Raw genomic sequence first — 17,430 nt, 5'->3', positions numbered from 1 at the left:
GGCGCCATGGCTCTGCTGAAACGACTGGCCGAAGGCGACCGCCCGGCCCTGGACTTTACCCTCGACGGCGTGCCTGCCAGTGGCTTGCTCGGCGACACCCTGCTGACCGCCGTGCTGACCTGCAGCGAACACCTGCGCGGCAGCGACTTCAGCGCCGAACCCCGCGCCGGCTTCTGCCTGATGGGCGCCTGCCAGGACTGCTGGGTACGCCTGGGCGATGGCCGCCGGGTGCGGGCGTGTTCGACGCAGCTTGAGGCCGGCCAGCAGGTCAGCCGCGAACCGGGGCGCTCGGTATGAACGCTGTGGTGATCATCGGCGCCGGCCCTGCCGGGATTCGTGCGGCGCAGACGCTGGTGGCGCATGGCGTGCGCCCGGTTCTGCTGGACGAAGCCGCACGCGGTGGCGGGCAGATTTATCGGCGGCAGCCGGTGAACTTCAAGCGCTCGCCCGTCAAGTTGTATGGCTTCGAAGCCCCCAAGGCCAACGCGCTGCATCGAACCATCGACGCACTGCGTGAACAACTCGATTACCGCCCCGACACGCTGGTGTGGAACGCCGAGGCCAACGCACTCGACACCTTGCACGAGGGTCACGCCGCACGCGTGGCGTTCTCCCGGGTGATTGTCGCCACAGGCGCCACCGACCGGATTCTGCCGGTGCCGGGCTGGACGTTGCCGGGGGTGTACAGCCTCGGCGCGGCGCAGATCGCCTTGAAGTTTCAGGGCTGTGCCATTGGTGAACGCGTGGTGTTCGCCGGCAGCGGACCGTTGCTGTACCTGGTGGCGTATCAATACGCCAAGGCCGGTGCCAACGTGGTCGCGGTGCTCGACAGTTCGCCGTTCAGCGCTCAGGCTCGTGCCCTGCCCGGTCTGTTGTCGCAACCGGCTACCCTCGCCAAAGGCCTCTATTACCGTACCTGGCTGACCGCCCACAGCATCCCGGTGCATCAAGGCGCCAGCCTGTCAGGCATCGATGGCCAACAGCGTGTGCAATCGCTGATCTGGCGCAACGCAAAAGGCCAACATCGAATCGACTGCGACGCTGTCGCCTTCGCCCATGGTCTGCGCAGCGAAACCCAACTCGCCGACCTGCTGGGCTGCGAATTCACCTGGAACCCGCTCAACCGCGCCTGGCTGCCACAGCGCGACAGTGCCGGGCGCAGCAGTGTCGCCGAGGTGTACCTGGCTGGCGACGGCGCCGGCATCATGGGTGCCGACGCGGCGGAAATGGCCGGTGAACGGGCAGCCCTCGCCTTGCTCGAAGACAGCGGTCACCTGCTCCCGCCGCAACGTGCCACCCAGCTGGAACAGTCGCTGAAAGATATCGGCAGATTCCGCCAGGGCCTTGAGCGTGCCTTTGCCTTCCCCGAAAGCTGGGCCGCTGACGCTGCGGATGACCTGATGATCTGTCGCTGCGAAGAAGTACGCGCCGGCGACATCCGCCAGGTGGTGCGCGAAGGTCATTGGGAGATCAACCGGGTCAAGGCCCATTGCCGGGTCGGCATGGGTCGCTGTCAGGGCCGGATGTGCGGGGCCGCCGCCGCGGAAATCATTGCCTGCGAAAGTCAGCGTTCCGTAGCCGAAATCGGTCGGTTGCGGGCTCAGGCACCGATCAAACCCTTGCCGTTCGGTCTGGAGGTCGAGCCATGATCGAAGTCGAGGCAGTCATCATTGGCGGTGGCATTGTCGGGGCTTCCGCCGCCCTGTTTCTGAGCAAGGCTGGCCGACGCGTGGCGCTGCTGGAGCGGGACTTTTGCGGCTCGCATTCCAGTGGCGTGAACTATGGCGGCGTGCGTCGTCAGGGCCGGCCGTTGTCGCAATTGCCGTTGTCGCAACGGGCCCATGAAATCTGGGGACAGTTGCCACAACTGATCGGCATCGACGGCGAGTACCAGCGCAGCGGTCACTTGAAACTCGCCCGCAGTCTCAACGATTTACGAGCGTTGCAGGATTACGCCGCCAGCAGCCAGGGGTTCGGCCTCGATTTGCAACTGTTCGACCGCAGTGAGTTGCGCGCACGTTTTCCGTGGGTCGGAGACGTCGCGGTCGGTGCTTCGCTGTGCCCGGACGATGGCCACGCCAACCCGCGCCTGGTGTCTCCGGCGTTTGCCCAAGCGGCACGTCGGCATGGCGCGCAGGTGCATGAGCAATGCGCAGTCACGGCGGTGGAACACGATGGTCAGCGCTTTCGCGTCAGCACTCAAACCGGCCTCGAACTGCGCGCCCCCTGGCTGCTGAACTGCGCCGGCGCCTGGGCCGGCAACCTTGCCGCGCAATTCGGTGAAGCGGTGCCGATGCACGCCGGACACCCGGCGATGCTGGTCACCGAGCCGTTGCCGCTGGTGATGAATGCCAGCACCGGCGTCGAAGGCGGCGGCATCTATGCCCGTCAGGTCGCGCGGGGCAATTGTGTGTTGGGCGGCGGTCAGGGCTTTGCCCTTGATGGTGCCCGCGCCCGGCCTGGTCAGAGCGCGGTGATCGAGATCCTGCGTCAGGCCGTCGAGCTCTACCCGTTTCTTGAAGGCGCCCAGGCGATTCGTACCTGGAGCGGCACCGAAGGTTATTTACCCGACCGCCAACCGGTGATCGGTCACAGCAGCACGCAACCCGGTCTGTTGCACGCATTCGGCTTTGCCGGCGCGGGCTTTCAGATCGGGCCTGCGGTGGGCCAGGCGCTCACCGAGATCATCTGTAGCGGCGCGTCAAAGACGCCGCTGGATGCGTTTTCCATCACCCGGTTTCACTCCATCTCCGTAGCTTGATAGAGGAAGGTCGCGCCAATGAATAACCTCAAACGCACTGCACTGCTCGGTTTGTCCTGCATGAGCGCCCTGCTCACGGTCACTCAGGCCCACGCCGAGCCGACGCTTTACCTGGGCATGAACGGCGGGACCATGGAGCGGCTCTACGCCGACAAGGTGCTGCCGGCTTTCGAGAAAGCCAATAACGTCAAAGTGGTGATCGTGCCGGGGACCTCGGCCGATATTCTGGCCAAGGTCCAGGCCAGCAAAGGCAACCCGCAATTGCACGTGATGTTCCTCGACGACGGCATCATGTACCGCGCCATCGCCATGGGCTTGTGCGACAAACTCGAAGACAGCCCGACCCTGGCGCAGATTCCGCCCAAGGGCCGCATCAAGGATCAAGCGGTGGCGGTCAGCCTCGGCGTTACCGGGTTGGCGTACAACACGCGGCTGTTCAAGGAAAAAGGCTGGAACGCGCCAACCTCCTGGATGGACATGGCCGATCCTCGATACAAGGACAAGGTTGTGTTCCAGTCGATGGCCTCCTCGACCTTCGGCCTGCACGGTTTCCTGATGTTCAACCGGATTCAGGGCGGTAGCGAAACCAACGTCGAACCGGGGTTCAAGGCCTGGCCGAACACCGTCGGGCGCAACGTGCTGGAGTACATTCCGAGCTCGGCGAAAATCTCCGAAATGCTCCAGACCGACGAAGCGGCGCTGTTCCCGCTGACCCCGACCCAGGTCACCGCGCTGAAACTCAAGGGCATGCCGGTGGAATATGCGCAGCCGAAGGAAGGCTCGGTGGTGCTCAACGTGGCCGAATGCGCCATCGCCAACAACACCCAACCGGAACTGGCGCAGAAACTCGCAGCCTTCTTGCTGACACCTGAAGCACAGGCTGCGGCGCTTGAAGACGGCGATCAGATTCCGTCGAACCCGAATACGCCAACCACCGACAAGACCCGCGGTCAGGTCGAGGCGATGAAGCGCTATCTGGAGACAGCGATTGCCATCGATTGGGATCAGGTCAACGAACAGCGCCCGGCATGGAATGATCGGTGGAATCGCAGTATCGAGCGTTAACCTCGAAGATCAAAAGATCGAAATCCTGTAGGAGCGAGGCTTGCCCGCGAAGAATGCACCGCGTTTTTTCGTATCACCGCATCATCGTTCTTAGCGGGCAAGCCTCGCTCCTACAGATTTTATCGGCAGCAGTGGAAGGGAAATTACCCACTTGGTTAAACTACGCCGCCGCGGCTCAGGGGGAGCCGGCCTGAAGATTACGGGGTGACATCACAGTGGCCGTACGACCGCCCAACCGTCCGCAACTCACACCACGCTGGTCCGCGCTACGCCGTTTTTTCGGCAAGGCATTCGCGGCGCCAACCAGTGGCAGCGCGCAAGGCCGGGTGATCCACGACTACTTCCGCCACAAGGCCCATGTTCAGGGCTACACCCTCAGCCACAGCCAGTTGCGCGTGATCGACTGCATGGCGCAGCACGCATCGGCGCTGCCGGGGTCATCGGCGCCACTCCCCGGGCTTTACCTCCATGGTGCGGTCGGGCGCGGCAAGAGCTGGCTGCTCGACGGATTTTTCCAGGCCATCCCCGTCACGGCAAAACAGCGCCTGCACTTCCATGAGTTTTTTGCGCAATTGCACCAGGGCATGTTCAGCCATCGCGATCAGCCCGATGCGCTGGCAACCACCCTCGACGAACTGCTGCAAGACTGCCGGGTGCTGTGTTTCGATGAATTCCATGTGCATGACATCGGCGATGCGATGCTCATCACCCGGCTGTTCAAGGCGCTGTTTCGCCGGGGGATTCTGCTGCTGGTGACCTCAAACTACCCGCCGGAAGGTTTACTGCCCAACCCGCTCTACCACGCTCGTTTCAAACCGGTGATCGACCTGATCAACACGCGCATGCAGGTGATGGAAGTCGGCGGCCCCCATGATTACCGCAGTCAGGCGCGACCCCATGCGCAGCAGCTGTTTACCCAGGGCCAGTACGTCTGGCCGGCCACGGTGACCCAACGTCAGGCGCTGCACCTGCTCGAACACGACGCACCGCCCATTCGACTGCCCGTCGGGACACGGCACCTTCATGCCCGATACTGCGAAGGGCGAACCATCGGCTTCACCTTCGCCGACCTGTGCGAACACCCCACCGCCGTCATGGACTACCTGGAACTGTGTCGGCGCTTCGACCGCTGGATCATCGACAAACTGCCCAGCCTCGCCGACTGTTCAATCGCCGCCCAGCAACGCTTCATCAACCTGATCGACGTCTTGTACGACCAGGACAAACACCTGATTCTGCTCGGCCACCAGTCATTGCGCGAATGCCTGGATGGCGATGCCATCGACCTGGCGCGCACGCGCAGCCGGCTGGGGCAGTTGCTGGAGGTCAGGGAACTCGCCTGACAGCCACCACCACTTTCCCGCTATCATGTCGCCCATTTCCAGGCCCCCGCGCCTTCCTTCAGATCAATAGCGAACCTGCCTATGCACACCCTCGCACAACTGCGCGCCGGCCAATTGTCGGGTATCACCCGCCTGGACCTGGTCTGTGGCCTGACCGAATTCCCCCGGGAAATATTCGACCTGGCGGACTCGCTGGAAGTGCTCAACCTCAGCGGCAACGCCTTGCGCAGCCTGCCGGACGATCTGCACCGCCTGACCCGTTTGCGCGTGCTGTTCTGCTCGGACAATCAGTTCACCGAACTGCCCGCCTGCCTCGGCCAGTGTACGGCACTGACGATGATCGGTTTCAAGGCCAACACCATCGAACACGTGCCGGCCGCCGCCCTGCCGCCGCTGTTGCGCTGGCTGATCCTGACCGACAACCGCATCACGGATTTGCCAACCGAGCTGGGCGAGCGCCCGCACCTGCAAAAACTCATGCTCGCCGGCAACCGCTTACAGCGCTTGCCCGAGAGCCTGAGCCAGTGTCATCGACTTGAGCTGATCCGCATTGCCGCCAATCAGCTCAGCGAGCTTCCCGAATGGCTACTGACCCTGCCGAGCTTGACCTGGCTGGCCTACGCCGGCAACCCATTGGAAACCGAAGCCGATGCGGCGGCACTTGAAGCCACGACGAGCATTCCCTGGTCCGAGCTGAGCCTGGAGCAGAAACTCGGCGAAGGCGCGTCGGGGGTCATTCATCAGGCGTTGTGGGAGCAGACAAAACAGGTCGCGGTAAAACTCTACAAAGGCGAAATGACCAGCGACGGCTCGCCGTTGCACGAAATGAACGCCTGCATCACTGCCGGCATCCACCCCAACCTGATCCGGGTCGAAGGGCGGATCGTCGGGCATCCGCAGGCGCAGGCCGGGCTGGTGATGCAACTGATCGATCCGAGCTACCGCAACCTGGCCAGCCTGCCGAGCCTGGCGTCCTGCTCCCGTGACATCTATGCCGACGACACCCGGTTCAGCGCCGGCGTGGCAATGCGCATCGCCAGTGGCATCGCCTCGGTGGCCGAACACCTGCACCGCCAAGGCATCACCCACGGCGACCTCTATGGCCACAACATTCTGTGGAACGAGCATGGCGATTGTCTGTTGGGGGATTTTGGCGCGGCATCTTTCCATGCCACCTCGGACAGCCTTGAAAGCCGCGCGCTGCAACGGATCGAGGTACGGGCGTTCGGGATTTTGCTGGGAGAATTGCTGGAGCGGATCGACTCAGGGTTGAGCGCTGAACAGCGGGTCGCGTTAGAGGATTTACAGCAGCGCTGCTGTCAGCCGGATGTGTTGGCGCGGCCGGGGTTCAGTGAGGTGGTGCGGGAGTTGAATGGATCCTGACCCGCAAAGATAGAACTGTGGCGAGGGGGCTTGCCCCCGTTCGGTTGCGCAGCAGCCGTCGCTTTTGGGGTCGCTTCGCAACCCAACGGGGGCAAGCCCCCTCGCCACAAGCAAGCCCTCACCACAGGTTAAATCACAACGGTCAGAACCGCTTAACCCGCCAACCCGACAAACATGTCCTGCACGTCATCGTGGTTATCGAGGCCTTCGAGGAACGCTTCGACTTCTGCCATCTGCTCGTCGCTCAAGCCGCTCACCGGGTTCTTCGGCTGATAACCCAACTTGGCCGACAACACGGTGAAGCCTTGCTCCGGCAGCGCTTTCTGTACCGCATCCAGGTCCGCAGGGTCGGTCAGGAACAGCGTCGCGCCGTCTTCGCCCGGTTCGAAATCCTGGGCGCCGGCTTCGATCGCGGCCATTTCCGGATCGGCGTCAGGGCTGTCCGGGGACGCCTCGATCATACCGACGTGGTTGAAGTCCCAAGCCACCGAACCGGAAGCGCCCAACTGGCCCTTGCGGAACGCGACGCGGATTTCAGCGACGGTGCGGTTGATGTTGTCAGTCACGCATTCAACGATCAGCGGCACCTGATGCGGTGCGAACCCTTCATACGTCACGCGATGGTATTGCACGGTTTCGCCGAGCTGGCCGGAGCCTTTCTTGATCGCGCGTTCCAGGGTTTCGCGAGGCATCGAGGCTTTTTTCGCCTGTTCGACCACCAGACGCAGGTGTGCGTTGGTGGCGGTATCGGCACCGTTGCGCGCAGCAATGGTGATTTCCTTCACCAGTTTGCCGAAGATCTTGCCCTTGGCGTTGGCTGCCGCTTCTTTGTGTTTAACCTTCCACTGTGCGCCCATTACTCACTCTCTTGATCTGTGGCGCCGAGACATCTATTGGCCGACGCGTAGCGCAAGTTTATACGGCCTAAAGATGCCAATCGACCAAAAATTCCAACATCTTCAGCCGATGACCGATCGACATCTTCAACAGTGTTTGTAGGGCAATTCTGAAAAGTCGATTTGCGGTGACGCTTCAGGGCTGTGGTTTCGTACCCTCTGCGCCCGTTCTCCATGGCAGAAGCGCATTCGATGCACAACGACAAGGAAAGTCCCTACACCTTGACACTCCTCGACGGTGGTCTGAGTTTGCAGGTGTTGCAGTTCAATGGGCGCGAAGGCCTCAACCAGCCCTATCGATTCGACATCGAGGTGATCGGCCTCGCACCGGCGATGAACCTGCACCGGTTGCTGCAACAACCAGCGTTCCTGAGGCTGTCGGCTGATCAGGGCATTCATGGCGTGATCCACAGCGTCAGCCGCGAACATCGCGGCCCGTATCGGGTCGGCTACTCACTGGTGCTGGCGCCCCATCTGCAACGACTTCAGTTGCACAGCTCGCGTCGGGTATTTCATCGTCTCAGCGTGCCGGCGATCATGCGTCAGTTACTGGAGAAGCATCGGCTGCCCGAGCATAGCTATCGCTTCGACCTGACCTGCGGCCACTACCCGCTGCGGCCCTTTTGCATTCAGTACGATGAGAGCGATCTGGCCTTCATGCAGCGGCTGTGTGAAGAAGAAGGCATCCACTTCCACTTCGAGCATCAGCCCGACGGGCACCTGCTGGTTCTGGCCGACGACAGCCTGAGTTTCCCGCAGGAACCGCTGCTGATGCCGTTCCATACCGACGTGCTCAACGACCCGCTCTTGCCGGCGATCAGCGAACTGTTCCAGCGCCATGACCCGGCCCCCGCCCCGGCACAATGGGATGCCAGAAACCGCGGCGCGCAGGTGATTGGCGACGGCGCGGCCAACCACCCGCTCGCCGGAACGGGCCCGGTTACGGCAAGACTTGCGCCCGAACAGCTTCATCGCGAACAGCTGGGCCGCCGCACGCTGGAACGCCTGCGTTGCCAGCATCGGCAGATCCACGGCCAAAGCACCCTGAACGAGCTGCGCAGCGGACGAATCGTGCAAGTGGCGCAGCACCCGCTCTCGAGCTTCAACGATCAGTGGCTGCTCACCGACATCCAGCACCAGGGGCTGCAGCCGTCGATTCTCGCCGAGGACAAGCCCGGCCATGACATGGCCCGGCGCTACAGCAATCGTTTCACCGCCATTCCCTGGTCAACGGTATTCAGGCCGACGCTCAAACAGGTCAGGCCGAGCATCCCGGGCTATCAGACCGCCCGGGTGCTGGGCCCCGTCGGGCAACCGCCGGCACTCGATGAGCAAGGCCGAATACAGGTCTGCTTGTGGCCGAAACCGGGGTTCGAGGCGGATGAGTCCGTTGGACTCTGGCTACCGGTCGCCCTCGCAGCACCGGACGGTCGGATCGATCCGTCCAGGCTGCCCATGGCCGGCACCGAAGTGTTGGTCAGTTTTCTCGACAGCGACCCGGACCGGCCGGTGTTGTGTGCCGGCATGAGCCACCTCCAGCCTTCCCGGCCCGCTCCCGAACCACGCCGCGATGCGCATCTACTGCTCGATTGGCTGATCAACCGCTCGGATCCCATGCCGTGATTTTACCGGGCCGCTCCCACAGGAATTTATGCTGGCCGCCAACCTTGTGTACGACGCAAAACCTGTGGGAGCGTGGCTTGCCCGCGATAGCCACGCCGCGCTCTACCCGACGGGCGCCAGCCCAAAAAACGCCTGTATCAAGCGCAAATCCCGCCGCCGTTCCATACAACCGATCATGTGCCGATTGACCAGCCCCTCGCCAATGATCGGCACCGCCGCCACCCGTGGGTCGTGACTGACTTCCACCGACGACACCACGCCCACGCCCAACTCGGCGGCCACTGCCTCGGTCACGGCCTCGCGACTGTCCAGTTCCAGCAACACCCGTGGATTGACCCGGGCTTGAATGCACGCCTCGTCGAACGTGCGTCGGGTAATCGAACTCGGCTCGCGCAACACCATGATCACCTGGTCCAGCGCCTTGAGCGGCACCCCTTTCGACTGCTGCGCCCACGGATGACCAGCAGGCACCAACGCGCAAATCCTCGACTCGCTCAACCCTTGCAGATGCAACCCTTTGCGCGGCTCGACTTCGGTCAGCACCGCCACGTCGGCATGCTCCGACAACAACGCCGCGAGGGTTTCCTGGGCATTGCCCAACCGCAGGTTCACGGTAATCCCCGGATAACGCACACGCAGGCTGGCGAGCATCGGCATGACCATGTGCGGGCCATCCGCCGCCACTTCCAGGCGCCCGGTGAGTAGCTGCCGGTTGGCCTCCAGCATCGCCTGCGCTTCTTCGGCCAGGCCGAACATTGCCCGGGTGATCGCCGCGAGCTTGGTGCCCTCTTCCGTCAACTCGACGCGCCGCGCGGTGCGGCGCAACAAGGTGATCTGGTAACGCTCCTCCAGCGCCTTGATGTGCCCGGTGACCGCCGGTTGGCTGATGAACAGGCGTGCGGCGGCGCGGGTGAAGCTGCCCTCGCGGGCCACGGCATCGAAGGCACGCAGCTGGAACAGATTCATGAATAACTCTCACTGATGGCTGGCATAACAACAAACAATTTGATTGATAGCACGTCGAATTGCAATTTATGCCCCGTAGTTTCATCCCACTGAGCTTTTGCAAGGACACAAGAATGCGTACTGCCGAGCCCATCCTGCTCACCCCCGGCCCATTGACCACATCGCAACGTACCCGTCAGGCGATGATGGTCGACTGGGGTTCATGGGATGACCGCTTCAACCAATTGACCGCCAGCCTGTGCGAGCAATTGCTGGTGATCATCAACGGCGGCGACAGCCACCACTGCGTGCCCCTGCAAGGCAGCGGCACGTTCGCGGTCGAAGCGGCGATCGGCACGCTGGTGCCCCGGGACGGTAAAGTGCTGGTGCTGATCAACGGCGCCTACGGCAAACGCCTGGCGAAGATCTGCGAAGTGCTTGGCCGTTCGTTCAGCACCTTCGAAACCGCCGAAGACGAACCGATCACCACCACCGACGTCGACCGCCTGCTGCAGGCCGACGCCAGCATCACCCACGTCGCCTTGATTCACTGCGAAACCAGCACCGGCATCCTCAACCCGCTGGCAGAAATCGCCCACGTCATCGAGCAGCACGGCAAACGCCTGATCATCGACGCCATGAGCTCGTTTGGCGCCCTGCCGATCGATGCGCAACAGGTGCCGTTCGACGCCCTGATCGCCGCCTCGGGCAAATGCCTGGAGGGCGTGCCGGGGATGGGTTTCGTTTTCGCTCGCAAAGAAGCGCTAGCGAACGCCGCCGGCAACTCGCACTCGCTGGCGATGGACTTGTTCGATCAGCACGCCTACATGGCCAAAACCGGTCAATGGCGCTTCACCCCGCCGACCCACGTGGTCGCGGCGCTGCACGAAGCCTTGCTGCAATACCACGAAGAAGGTGGTTTGCCGGCGCGGCATCAACGCTACGCCAACAACTGCCAGGTGCTGCTCGATGACATGGCCAAACTCGGCCTGCGCAGCTTCCTGCCCGCGGCGATCCAGGCGCCGATCATCGTTACCTTCCATGCGCCGAAAGACCCGCGCTATCAGTTCAAGGAATTCTACGAACGGGTCAAGTCCAAGGGTTTCATCCTCTACCCCGGCAAATTGACCCAGGTCGACACCTTCCGCGTCGGCTGCATCGGCCACGTCAACCAGGCCGAAATGCACGCAGCGGTGGCGGCCGTGGCCGAGGTGCTGCGCGAGATGGAAGTCATCGAAATCTGATCCACCACGCTCCGTAGCAGCAGCCTCGCGGGCTCGGCAGCTGCTACGGGGATCACCAATTCCCCAAGACAGGATATGAGACATGAACTACAGCAACCCAACCAAACTGCAAGCCGCCATCCTCGACTGGGCCGGCACCGTGGTCGACTTCGGCTCCTTCGCCCCGACGCAGATTTTCGTCGAAGCCTTCGCCGAGTTCGACGTCCAGGTTTCCATCGAAGAAGCCCGTGGGCCGATGGGCATGGGCAAGTGGGACCACATCCGCACCCTGTGCGATCAGCCACAAGTTGCCGAGCGTTATCGCCAGGTGTTCGGCCGCACGCCGACCGACGATGACGTCACCGCCATCTACCAACGCTTCATGCCGCTGCAGATCGAAAAAATCGCCGAACATTCGGCGCTGATTCCGGGCGCCCTGGACACCATCGCCAACTTGCGCCAACAAGGGATCAAGATCGGCTCGTGCTCCGGCTACCCGAAACAGGTCATGGACAAAGTGGTGGAACTGGCCGCCACCAACGGCTATGTCGCTGATCACGTGGTCGCCACCGACGAAGTGCCCAACGGCCGCCCATGGCCCGCTCAGGCCCTGGCCAATGTGATTGCGCTGGGCATCGACGACGTCGCGGCCTGCGTGAAGATCGACGACACGGTGCCAGGCATTCTCGAAGGTCGCCGTGCCGGCATGTGGACCGTGGCGTTGATCTGCTCCGGTAACGCGCTGGGTCTGGACTACGAAGGTTATCGCGCGCTAAGCAGCGACAAACTCGCCAGCGAACGCAAGCGCATTCATGCTCTGTTCGAAGGCTCGCGACCGCACTACATGATCGACACCATCAGCGACTTGCCCGAGGTGATCGCCGACATCAACAAGCGTCTGGCCAATGGCGAAATGCCGCAAACCAACTGATCGCCCCTCTCGCGTCATAAAAAAAAGCGTCAGCTCCTTTGATGGAACTGGCGCTTTTTTGTGGTCGATCAGTTGATTTAGAGCATTGAACAGCCCATTTGCCTCGGGCAAATCCAGCGAAACAGGATTACAGTTAGTGCACGCCGTCGAACAAGAACGGTGACTTCAGACCAGAATTGTGAGGAAACACCGTATGCCCTGGAAGAATTCCGAATCACGCTACAGCACCGTATCGATCGCGCTGCACTGGTTGATGCTGGTTCTGTTAATACTGGTCTACGCCTGTATCGAATTTCGCGGGATATTTCCCAAAGGCAGTGGCGGCCGGACGCTGATCAAGGAAGCACACTTCATGCTCGGCCTGACCGTGTTCGTCCTGGTCTGGTTGCGGCTGTTCGCCCGTAGCCTGGGGCCGGCACCGCAGATATTTCCCGCCTCCCCTCGCTGGCAAACCGTGGTTGCCAGGCTGATGCATTGGGCACTGTATATTTTCATGATCACCGTGCCGGTTCTGGGTTGGCTGATTACCAGCGCCGAGGGGCATCGGGTGATGTTCTATGGCGTCGACTTGCCATTGCTGATCGAAGAAAACAAACCGCTGGCCAAGCAGTTCCAAGGCTGGCATGAGCTCGGCGCCACCATCGGTTATTGGCTGATCGGGTTGCACGCGGTGGCCGGGATTTACCACCACTATGTGGTGCGCGATAACACCTTGCTGCGGATGATGCCCAAACGCGGTTAATCGCGACCGCTTTGCTCGAAACCCCGGCGGCCCTGCAAGCCGCCGGTGTGGATGAAGATCAGGCGCGTGCCTTGGGGAAATTTACCGGCGTCGACCTGTTGCTTGAGAACCATGAGCGCTTTGCCGGTGTACAGCGGCTCGAAAAGAATGCCGCGGGCCTGTTCGGTCTGCTCGATGAATGCAAGCAGCTGCGGATCGACTTTGGCAAAACCGCCACGGCTGGCGTCCAGTAGTTCATACAAAGGATCGACCCAACCGGCTTCCTGCCCAATCATCTCGACCTGCTGCGCCACGCCATGATCATCGGGCACCGCCAGCGCTCCATACACCGGGTGTTCACCCGCCTCAGCCAGCACCAGACCGGCCAGGGTCGTGCCCGTTCCGCAGGCCAGCCACCAGCCGTCGTAATGGCTCCAGCCCAGACCACTCAGTTGCTCGCGAGCCTGTGCCACCAGCTGCACGCAGCCCTTCGCCCCACGCAAGCCGCCACCACCTTCCGGCACCGGTTGCAGCCCGGGATACTGCGCCCGCCACGGCTGCCAGAAACCCGGCTCATGCCGCGCTCGATAACCGCCATAACCCAGCCAGTGCAGCTGCATGCCGAACGCCTGCAAGTCCTTTACTGTCGGGGTGTCTTGCGGATGCCCGCGCAGCAAACCGACCGTGGTGAAACCGAATCGCTTGCCCGCGGCGGCCAATGCGTGGAGATGGTTGGAGTGAGCACCGCCCAGGCTGATGATGCCTTGGGCGCCGTTCTGGTCGGCGGCTTTCAGGTGTTCGATGAGTTTGAACCATTTGTTGCCGCTGATCAGCGGGTCGATCTGGTCCAGACGCAGGATGGCGACGTCGATGCCGGCGGTGGTGAGCCAGTCGAGGTGAAGGAGTTCGAGGGGGGCTTGGGCGAGCCAGTCTGTTGGAGGGGAAAGCATTGATGCCGGCTCTGGGTAAAGAGCCGGTATGTTAACAGCAGATATGTGGCGAGGGGGCTTGCCCCCGTTCGGCGGCGCAGCCGTCGTAAACCGATTCAACGCGGTGATACTAAAAAATGCGTTGAATCGGTTTGGGGCCGCTGCGCAGCCCCACGGGGGCAAGCCCCCTCGCCACAGCAAGCTCCCTCGCCACAGATTTTGTGTTGATTACAACTCAGCCGCCAACCGCGAACCCTGGTTGATCGCACGCTTGGCATCCAGCTCCGCCGCCACGTCCGCGCCGCCGATCAAGTGCACGTTCTGCCCGGCCGCAACCAAACCGTCGTGCAACTCGCGCAATGGATCCTGCCCGGCGCAGATCACGATGTTGTCCACCGGCAGCACCTGCGGTTCGCCGCTTTCGCCGATGCGGATGTGCAGGCCTTCGTCGTCGATCTTCAGGTACTCGACGCTGTTGAGCATTTGCACCTTTTTGTGCTTCAGACCGGTGCGGTGAATCCAGCCCGTGGTCTTGCCCAGGCCATCGCCGACCTTGGAGGTCTTGCGTTGCAGCAGGAACACTTCACGAGCCGGCGCATGCGGCGCAGCCTTGATGCCCGCGACACCGCCACGCGCTTCAAGGTGCGTATCGATGCCCCACTCCTTCCAGAACGCTTCGCGGTCCTGACTGGTGGCCACGCCTTCGTGCACGAGGAATTCCGACACGTCGAAACCGATACCGCCAGCGCCGATCACCGCGACGCGTTTGCCCACCGGTTTACGCTCGAGGATCACGTCCAGGTAGCTCAGCACCTTGGCGTGCTCGACACCCGGAATCGCCGGAACCCGTGGCGCGATGCCGGTGGCCAGGATGATTTCGTCGTAACCGCCCTCGACCAGTTGCGCCACGTCCACACGGGTGTTCAAGCACAGTTCGACGTTGCTGGTCTGCAACTTGCGGTTGAAGTAGCGCAGGGTTTCGAAGAACTCTTCCTTGCCCGGCACGCGCTTGGCGATGTTGAACTGACCGCCGATTTCACTGGCCGAATCGAACAGCGTCACCTGATGACCGCGTTCGGCGGCCACGGTGGCGGCGGACAGCCCCGCAGGACCGGCGCCAACCACGGCGATTTTCTTGATCTGTTGCACCGGCAGGTAATTGAGTTCGGTTTCATGGCAGGCCCGCGGGTTCACCAGGCAACTGGTCAACTTGCCGCCGAACGTGTGATCCAGGCAAGCCTGGTTGCAACCGATGCAGGTATTGATTTCATCGCCACGGCCGGCCGCCGCCTTGTTGACGAAGTCCGGGTCGGCGAGGAACGGCCGCGCCATCGACACCATGTCGGCATCGCCTTCGGCCAGGATCTGCTCGGCGACTTCCGGGGTGTTGATGCGGTTGGTGGTGATCAGCGGAATACTCACCGAACCACGCAGTTTCGCCGTGACCTTGCTGAACGCTGCACGCGGCACCTTGGTGGCAATGGTCGGAATCCGCGCTTCGTGCCAGCCGATGCCGGTGTTGATGATGGTCGCGCCCGCCTGCTCGATGGCCTTGGCCAATTGCACGATTTCTTCCCAGGTGCTACCGCCCTCCACCAGGTCGAGCATCGACAGGCGGAAGATAATGATGAAGTTCGGGCCGACCGCTTCGCGCACCCGACGGACTATTTCCACCGGCAGGCGCATGCGGTTTTCGTAGGCGCCGCCCCAGCGGTCAGTGCGATGGTTGGTGTGCGCCGCGAGGAACTGGTTAATGAAATAGCCTTCGGAACCCATGATCTCGACGCCGTCGTACTCGGCTTTTTGCGCCAGGGTCGAGCAGGTAACGAAATCGCTGATCTGCTTCTCGATGCCTTCCTCGTCCAGCTCTTTAGGCTTGAACGGGTTGATCGGCGCCTGGATCGCGCTCGGCGCCACCTGTTTCGGGCTGTAGGCATAACGCCCGGCGTGAAGGATCTGCATGCAGATCTTGCCTCCCGCCTCGTGCACCGCGCGGGTGACGATCCGGTGTTTGAGCGCTTCTTCCTCGGTGGTCAGCTTGGCCGCGCCCGAGTAAACCCCGCCCTCTTCGTTCGGGCCGATACCGCCGGTGACCATCAAGCCAACGCCGCCACGGGCACGTTCGGCGAAGTACGCGGCCATGCGCTCGAAACCGCCGGGCTTTTCCTCAAGACCGGTGTGCATCGAACCCATCAGGGAACGGTTGCGCAACGTGGTAAAACCCAGGTCCAGCGGGGCCAACAGGTGCGGGTAATGAGCGGCGGCCATCGGTAACTCCACAACGAGCGATCACGGAAAGTTTGCAGGAGCTCTTCGGCCCCCGTCAGTCATGTTCGACAGACTAAGAGTCGCACCGCTGTCACTCAATGACCGTAACTGACAACTTATTGATCCAAATGCGCAGCGCCCCTTGGCAAGCGCAGGCATGCGCCCTACCCTAGTCGCGAACCCTGCACACGGCCACTGACTGTTTTCCATGCGCAAACTTCTGTACCTGACCCTCTCCATGGCGTTGATCGCCGTCCTGACGACCTACGCGATGTGGGCCGCGGACCGTCCGGTGGGTCATTACCTGTCGGACCTGCGCATCAATCTCGCGGTCGATCAGGGCACGCCCGCCGATCGTGGCAATCTGCTGGGCATCCAGCCCGAACTGTTCCCCACCGACTATCAAAGTCCTGAACGCCTGCACCGCAAGCTCGCGGCCTATTTGCAGAAGGCCCAGGACCAGGGCCTGCTGAATGAAAAAACCATCGTCGTACTGCCTGAACATGTCGGCACCTGGCTGATGGTCAGCGGCGAGAAAGACGAGCTGTACCAGGCCACCACCCTCAAGGAAGCCATGAACTGGCTGGCGGCGAGCAACCCGCTGCAGTTCATCCGCGCCCTGATCAGCGCCGAAGGCAGCAACCGTCTCGACGACGCGCACTTGCGAATGAAAGCCAAACGCATGGCCAAGGATTACCAGGCGCTGTTCGGTGGCCTGGCGAAAGAGTTCCACGTGACCCTGGTGGCCGGTTCCATCGTGCTGCCCGAGCCGAGCGTCAGCGACGGCACCCTGCACATCGGCCACGGCGCGCTGTACAACAGCAGCGTGGTGTTCGGTCGCGACGGCCTGCCAATCGGCCAGCCCCAGCGACAAGTGCACCCGACGTTCGCTGGACGTGGCACGCTCCAAGGCAATTCCGATCATCCGGTCAACGTCGTCGACACCCCGGCCGGACGCCTCGGCGTGCTGATCGGCAGCGACAGCTGGTACCCCGACAACTACCGCAAACTTGACGACCAAGGCGCGCAACTGGTGGCAGTCCCGGCGTTCGTCGTCGGGCGTGGGTCCTGGGATCAACCATGGCGCGGCTATAAAGGCCTGCCCGCGCCGAGTTCTGTCAGCCTCAAGGCCGGCGAACTCAGCGAAGGTCAGGCCTGGCAGCGGCTGACGCTGACCGCCCAACCACCGGCCAGCCAGAGCATCGCCGGCATGAGCGTGTTCCTGCGCGGTCAGTTCTGGGACAAGAGCTGCGCCGGTCAAAGCTTTCTCAGCAGCAACGGGCAGCATTTCGCCGACGGCGATGCCCGCGGCGCGCAATTGCTGAACCTCTGGTTGTAAGCG

15 protein-coding genes are annotated in these 17,430 nt (G+C 62.4%); 11 read left to right on the top strand and 4 right to left on the bottom strand.

The features are described from left to right. Window positions 1-6 precede the first annotated feature (6 nt). The 6 genes from AF70_RS02145 (at window position 7) to AF70_RS02120 (ending at window position 6,552) form a co-directional block, all read left to right on the top strand. Window positions 7-297 carry a (2Fe-2S)-binding protein gene (locus AF70_RS02145; RefSeq protein WP_018925441.1) on the top strand — a complete coding sequence of 97 codons (291 nt, stop codon included), beginning with the start codon at window positions 7-9 and terminating at the stop codon, window positions 295-297. Next, window positions 294-1,649: an NAD(P)/FAD-dependent oxidoreductase gene (locus AF70_RS02140; RefSeq protein WP_028941226.1), complete on the top strand. Its 1,356-nt coding sequence runs from the start codon at window positions 294-296 to the stop codon at window positions 1,647-1,649. The genes AF70_RS02145 and AF70_RS02140 overlap by 4 nt, the downstream gene beginning before the upstream one ends. After that, window positions 1,646-2,761 carry an FAD-binding oxidoreductase gene (locus AF70_RS02135; protein ID WP_019580023.1) on the top strand — a complete coding sequence of 372 codons (1,116 nt, stop codon included), beginning with the start codon at window positions 1,646-1,648 and terminating at the stop codon, window positions 2,759-2,761. The genes AF70_RS02140 and AF70_RS02135 overlap by 4 nt, the downstream gene beginning before the upstream one ends. An 18-nt stretch (window positions 2,762-2,779) precedes the next feature. Then, on the top strand, window positions 2,780-3,826 hold the full coding sequence (locus AF70_RS02130; RefSeq protein ID WP_019580022.1) for an ABC transporter substrate-binding protein: 1,047 nt from the start codon (window positions 2,780-2,782) through the stop codon (window positions 3,824-3,826). Between the two features lie 215 nt (window positions 3,827-4,041). Beyond that, window positions 4,042-5,169: a cell division protein ZapE gene (gene zapE, locus AF70_RS02125; protein ID WP_028941225.1), complete on the top strand. Its 1,128-nt coding sequence runs from the start codon at window positions 4,042-4,044 to the stop codon at window positions 5,167-5,169. Window positions 5,170-5,250: 81 nt separating this feature from the next. Then, entirely contained in the window at window positions 5,251-6,552 is a 1,302-nt protein-coding gene (locus AF70_RS02120; protein WP_028941224.1) for a leucine-rich repeat-containing protein kinase family protein, read from the top strand. Between the two features lie 152 nt (window positions 6,553-6,704). Here AF70_RS02120 and AF70_RS02115 read toward each other — a convergent pair whose 3' ends face one another. Further along, window positions 6,705-7,409, bottom strand: coding sequence for a YebC/PmpR family DNA-binding transcriptional regulator (locus AF70_RS02115; protein WP_007940960.1), 705 nt, complete (start codon window positions 7,407-7,409; stop codon window positions 6,705-6,707). 231 nt (window positions 7,410-7,640) lie between these two features. Here AF70_RS02115 and AF70_RS02110 point away from each other — a divergent pair, with 231 nt between their 5' ends. Beyond that, complete coding sequence (locus AF70_RS02110) at window positions 7,641-9,071, top strand: type VI secretion system Vgr family protein (protein ID WP_028941223.1); 1,431 nt, start codon at window positions 7,641-7,643, stop codon at window positions 9,069-9,071. A gap of 102 nt (window positions 9,072-9,173) precedes the next feature. On the opposite strand, the gene AF70_RS02105 is transcribed toward AF70_RS02110, so the two are convergent. Then, complete coding sequence (locus tag AF70_RS02105; protein WP_028941222.1) at window positions 9,174-10,037, bottom strand: LysR substrate-binding domain-containing protein; 864 nt, start codon at window positions 10,035-10,037, stop codon at window positions 9,174-9,176. 113 nt (window positions 10,038-10,150) lie between these two features. On the opposite strand from AF70_RS02105, the gene AF70_RS02100 reads away from it, so the two are divergent. The 3 genes from AF70_RS02100 to AF70_RS02090 all read left to right on the top strand — a co-directional run bounded on the left by AF70_RS02100 (window position 10,151) and on the right by AF70_RS02090 (window position 12,912). Continuing rightward, on the top strand, window positions 10,151-11,260 hold the full coding sequence (locus AF70_RS02100; RefSeq protein WP_028941221.1) for a 2-aminoethylphosphonate--pyruvate transaminase: 1,110 nt from the start codon (window positions 10,151-10,153) through the stop codon (window positions 11,258-11,260). Between the two features lie 82 nt (window positions 11,261-11,342). Then, window positions 11,343-12,170 (top strand): phosphonoacetaldehyde hydrolase, encoded by an 828-nt coding sequence (phnX, locus tag AF70_RS02095; protein WP_028941220.1) that lies wholly within the window; start codon window positions 11,343-11,345, stop codon window positions 12,168-12,170. 193 nt (window positions 12,171-12,363) lie between these two features. Further along, window positions 12,364-12,912: a cytochrome b gene (locus AF70_RS02090; RefSeq protein ID WP_019580015.1), complete on the top strand. Its 549-nt coding sequence runs from the start codon at window positions 12,364-12,366 to the stop codon at window positions 12,910-12,912. Here AF70_RS02090 and AF70_RS02085 read toward each other — a convergent pair. Next, on the bottom strand, window positions 12,909-13,841 hold the full coding sequence (locus tag AF70_RS02085) for a 1-aminocyclopropane-1-carboxylate deaminase/D-cysteine desulfhydrase (protein ID WP_028941219.1): 933 nt from the start codon (window positions 13,839-13,841) through the stop codon (window positions 12,909-12,911). The two genes, AF70_RS02090 and AF70_RS02085, sit on opposite strands and share 4 nt — an antisense overlap. Window positions 13,842-14,048: 207 nt before the next feature. Beyond that, complete coding sequence (locus AF70_RS02080) at window positions 14,049-16,088, bottom strand: FAD-dependent oxidoreductase (RefSeq protein ID WP_028941218.1); 2,040 nt, start codon at window positions 16,086-16,088, stop codon at window positions 14,049-14,051. A gap of 208 nt (window positions 16,089-16,296) precedes the next feature. On the opposite strand from AF70_RS02080, the gene AF70_RS02075 reads away from it, so the two are divergent. Further along, window positions 16,297-17,427, top strand: coding sequence for a carbon-nitrogen hydrolase family protein (locus AF70_RS02075; protein ID WP_019580012.1), 1,131 nt, complete (start codon window positions 16,297-16,299; stop codon window positions 17,425-17,427). Window positions 17,428-17,430 lie beyond the last annotated feature (3 nt).

Origin of the sequence: Pseudomonas sp. KD5, from assembly GCF_012932895.1 — a bacterium.
Taxonomy (GTDB): Bacteria; Pseudomonadota; Gammaproteobacteria; order Pseudomonadales; family Pseudomonadaceae; genus Aquipseudomonas.
Note: the sequence above shows the minus strand (reverse complement) of the source record. Positions and strands in the feature narration are given on the sequence as shown.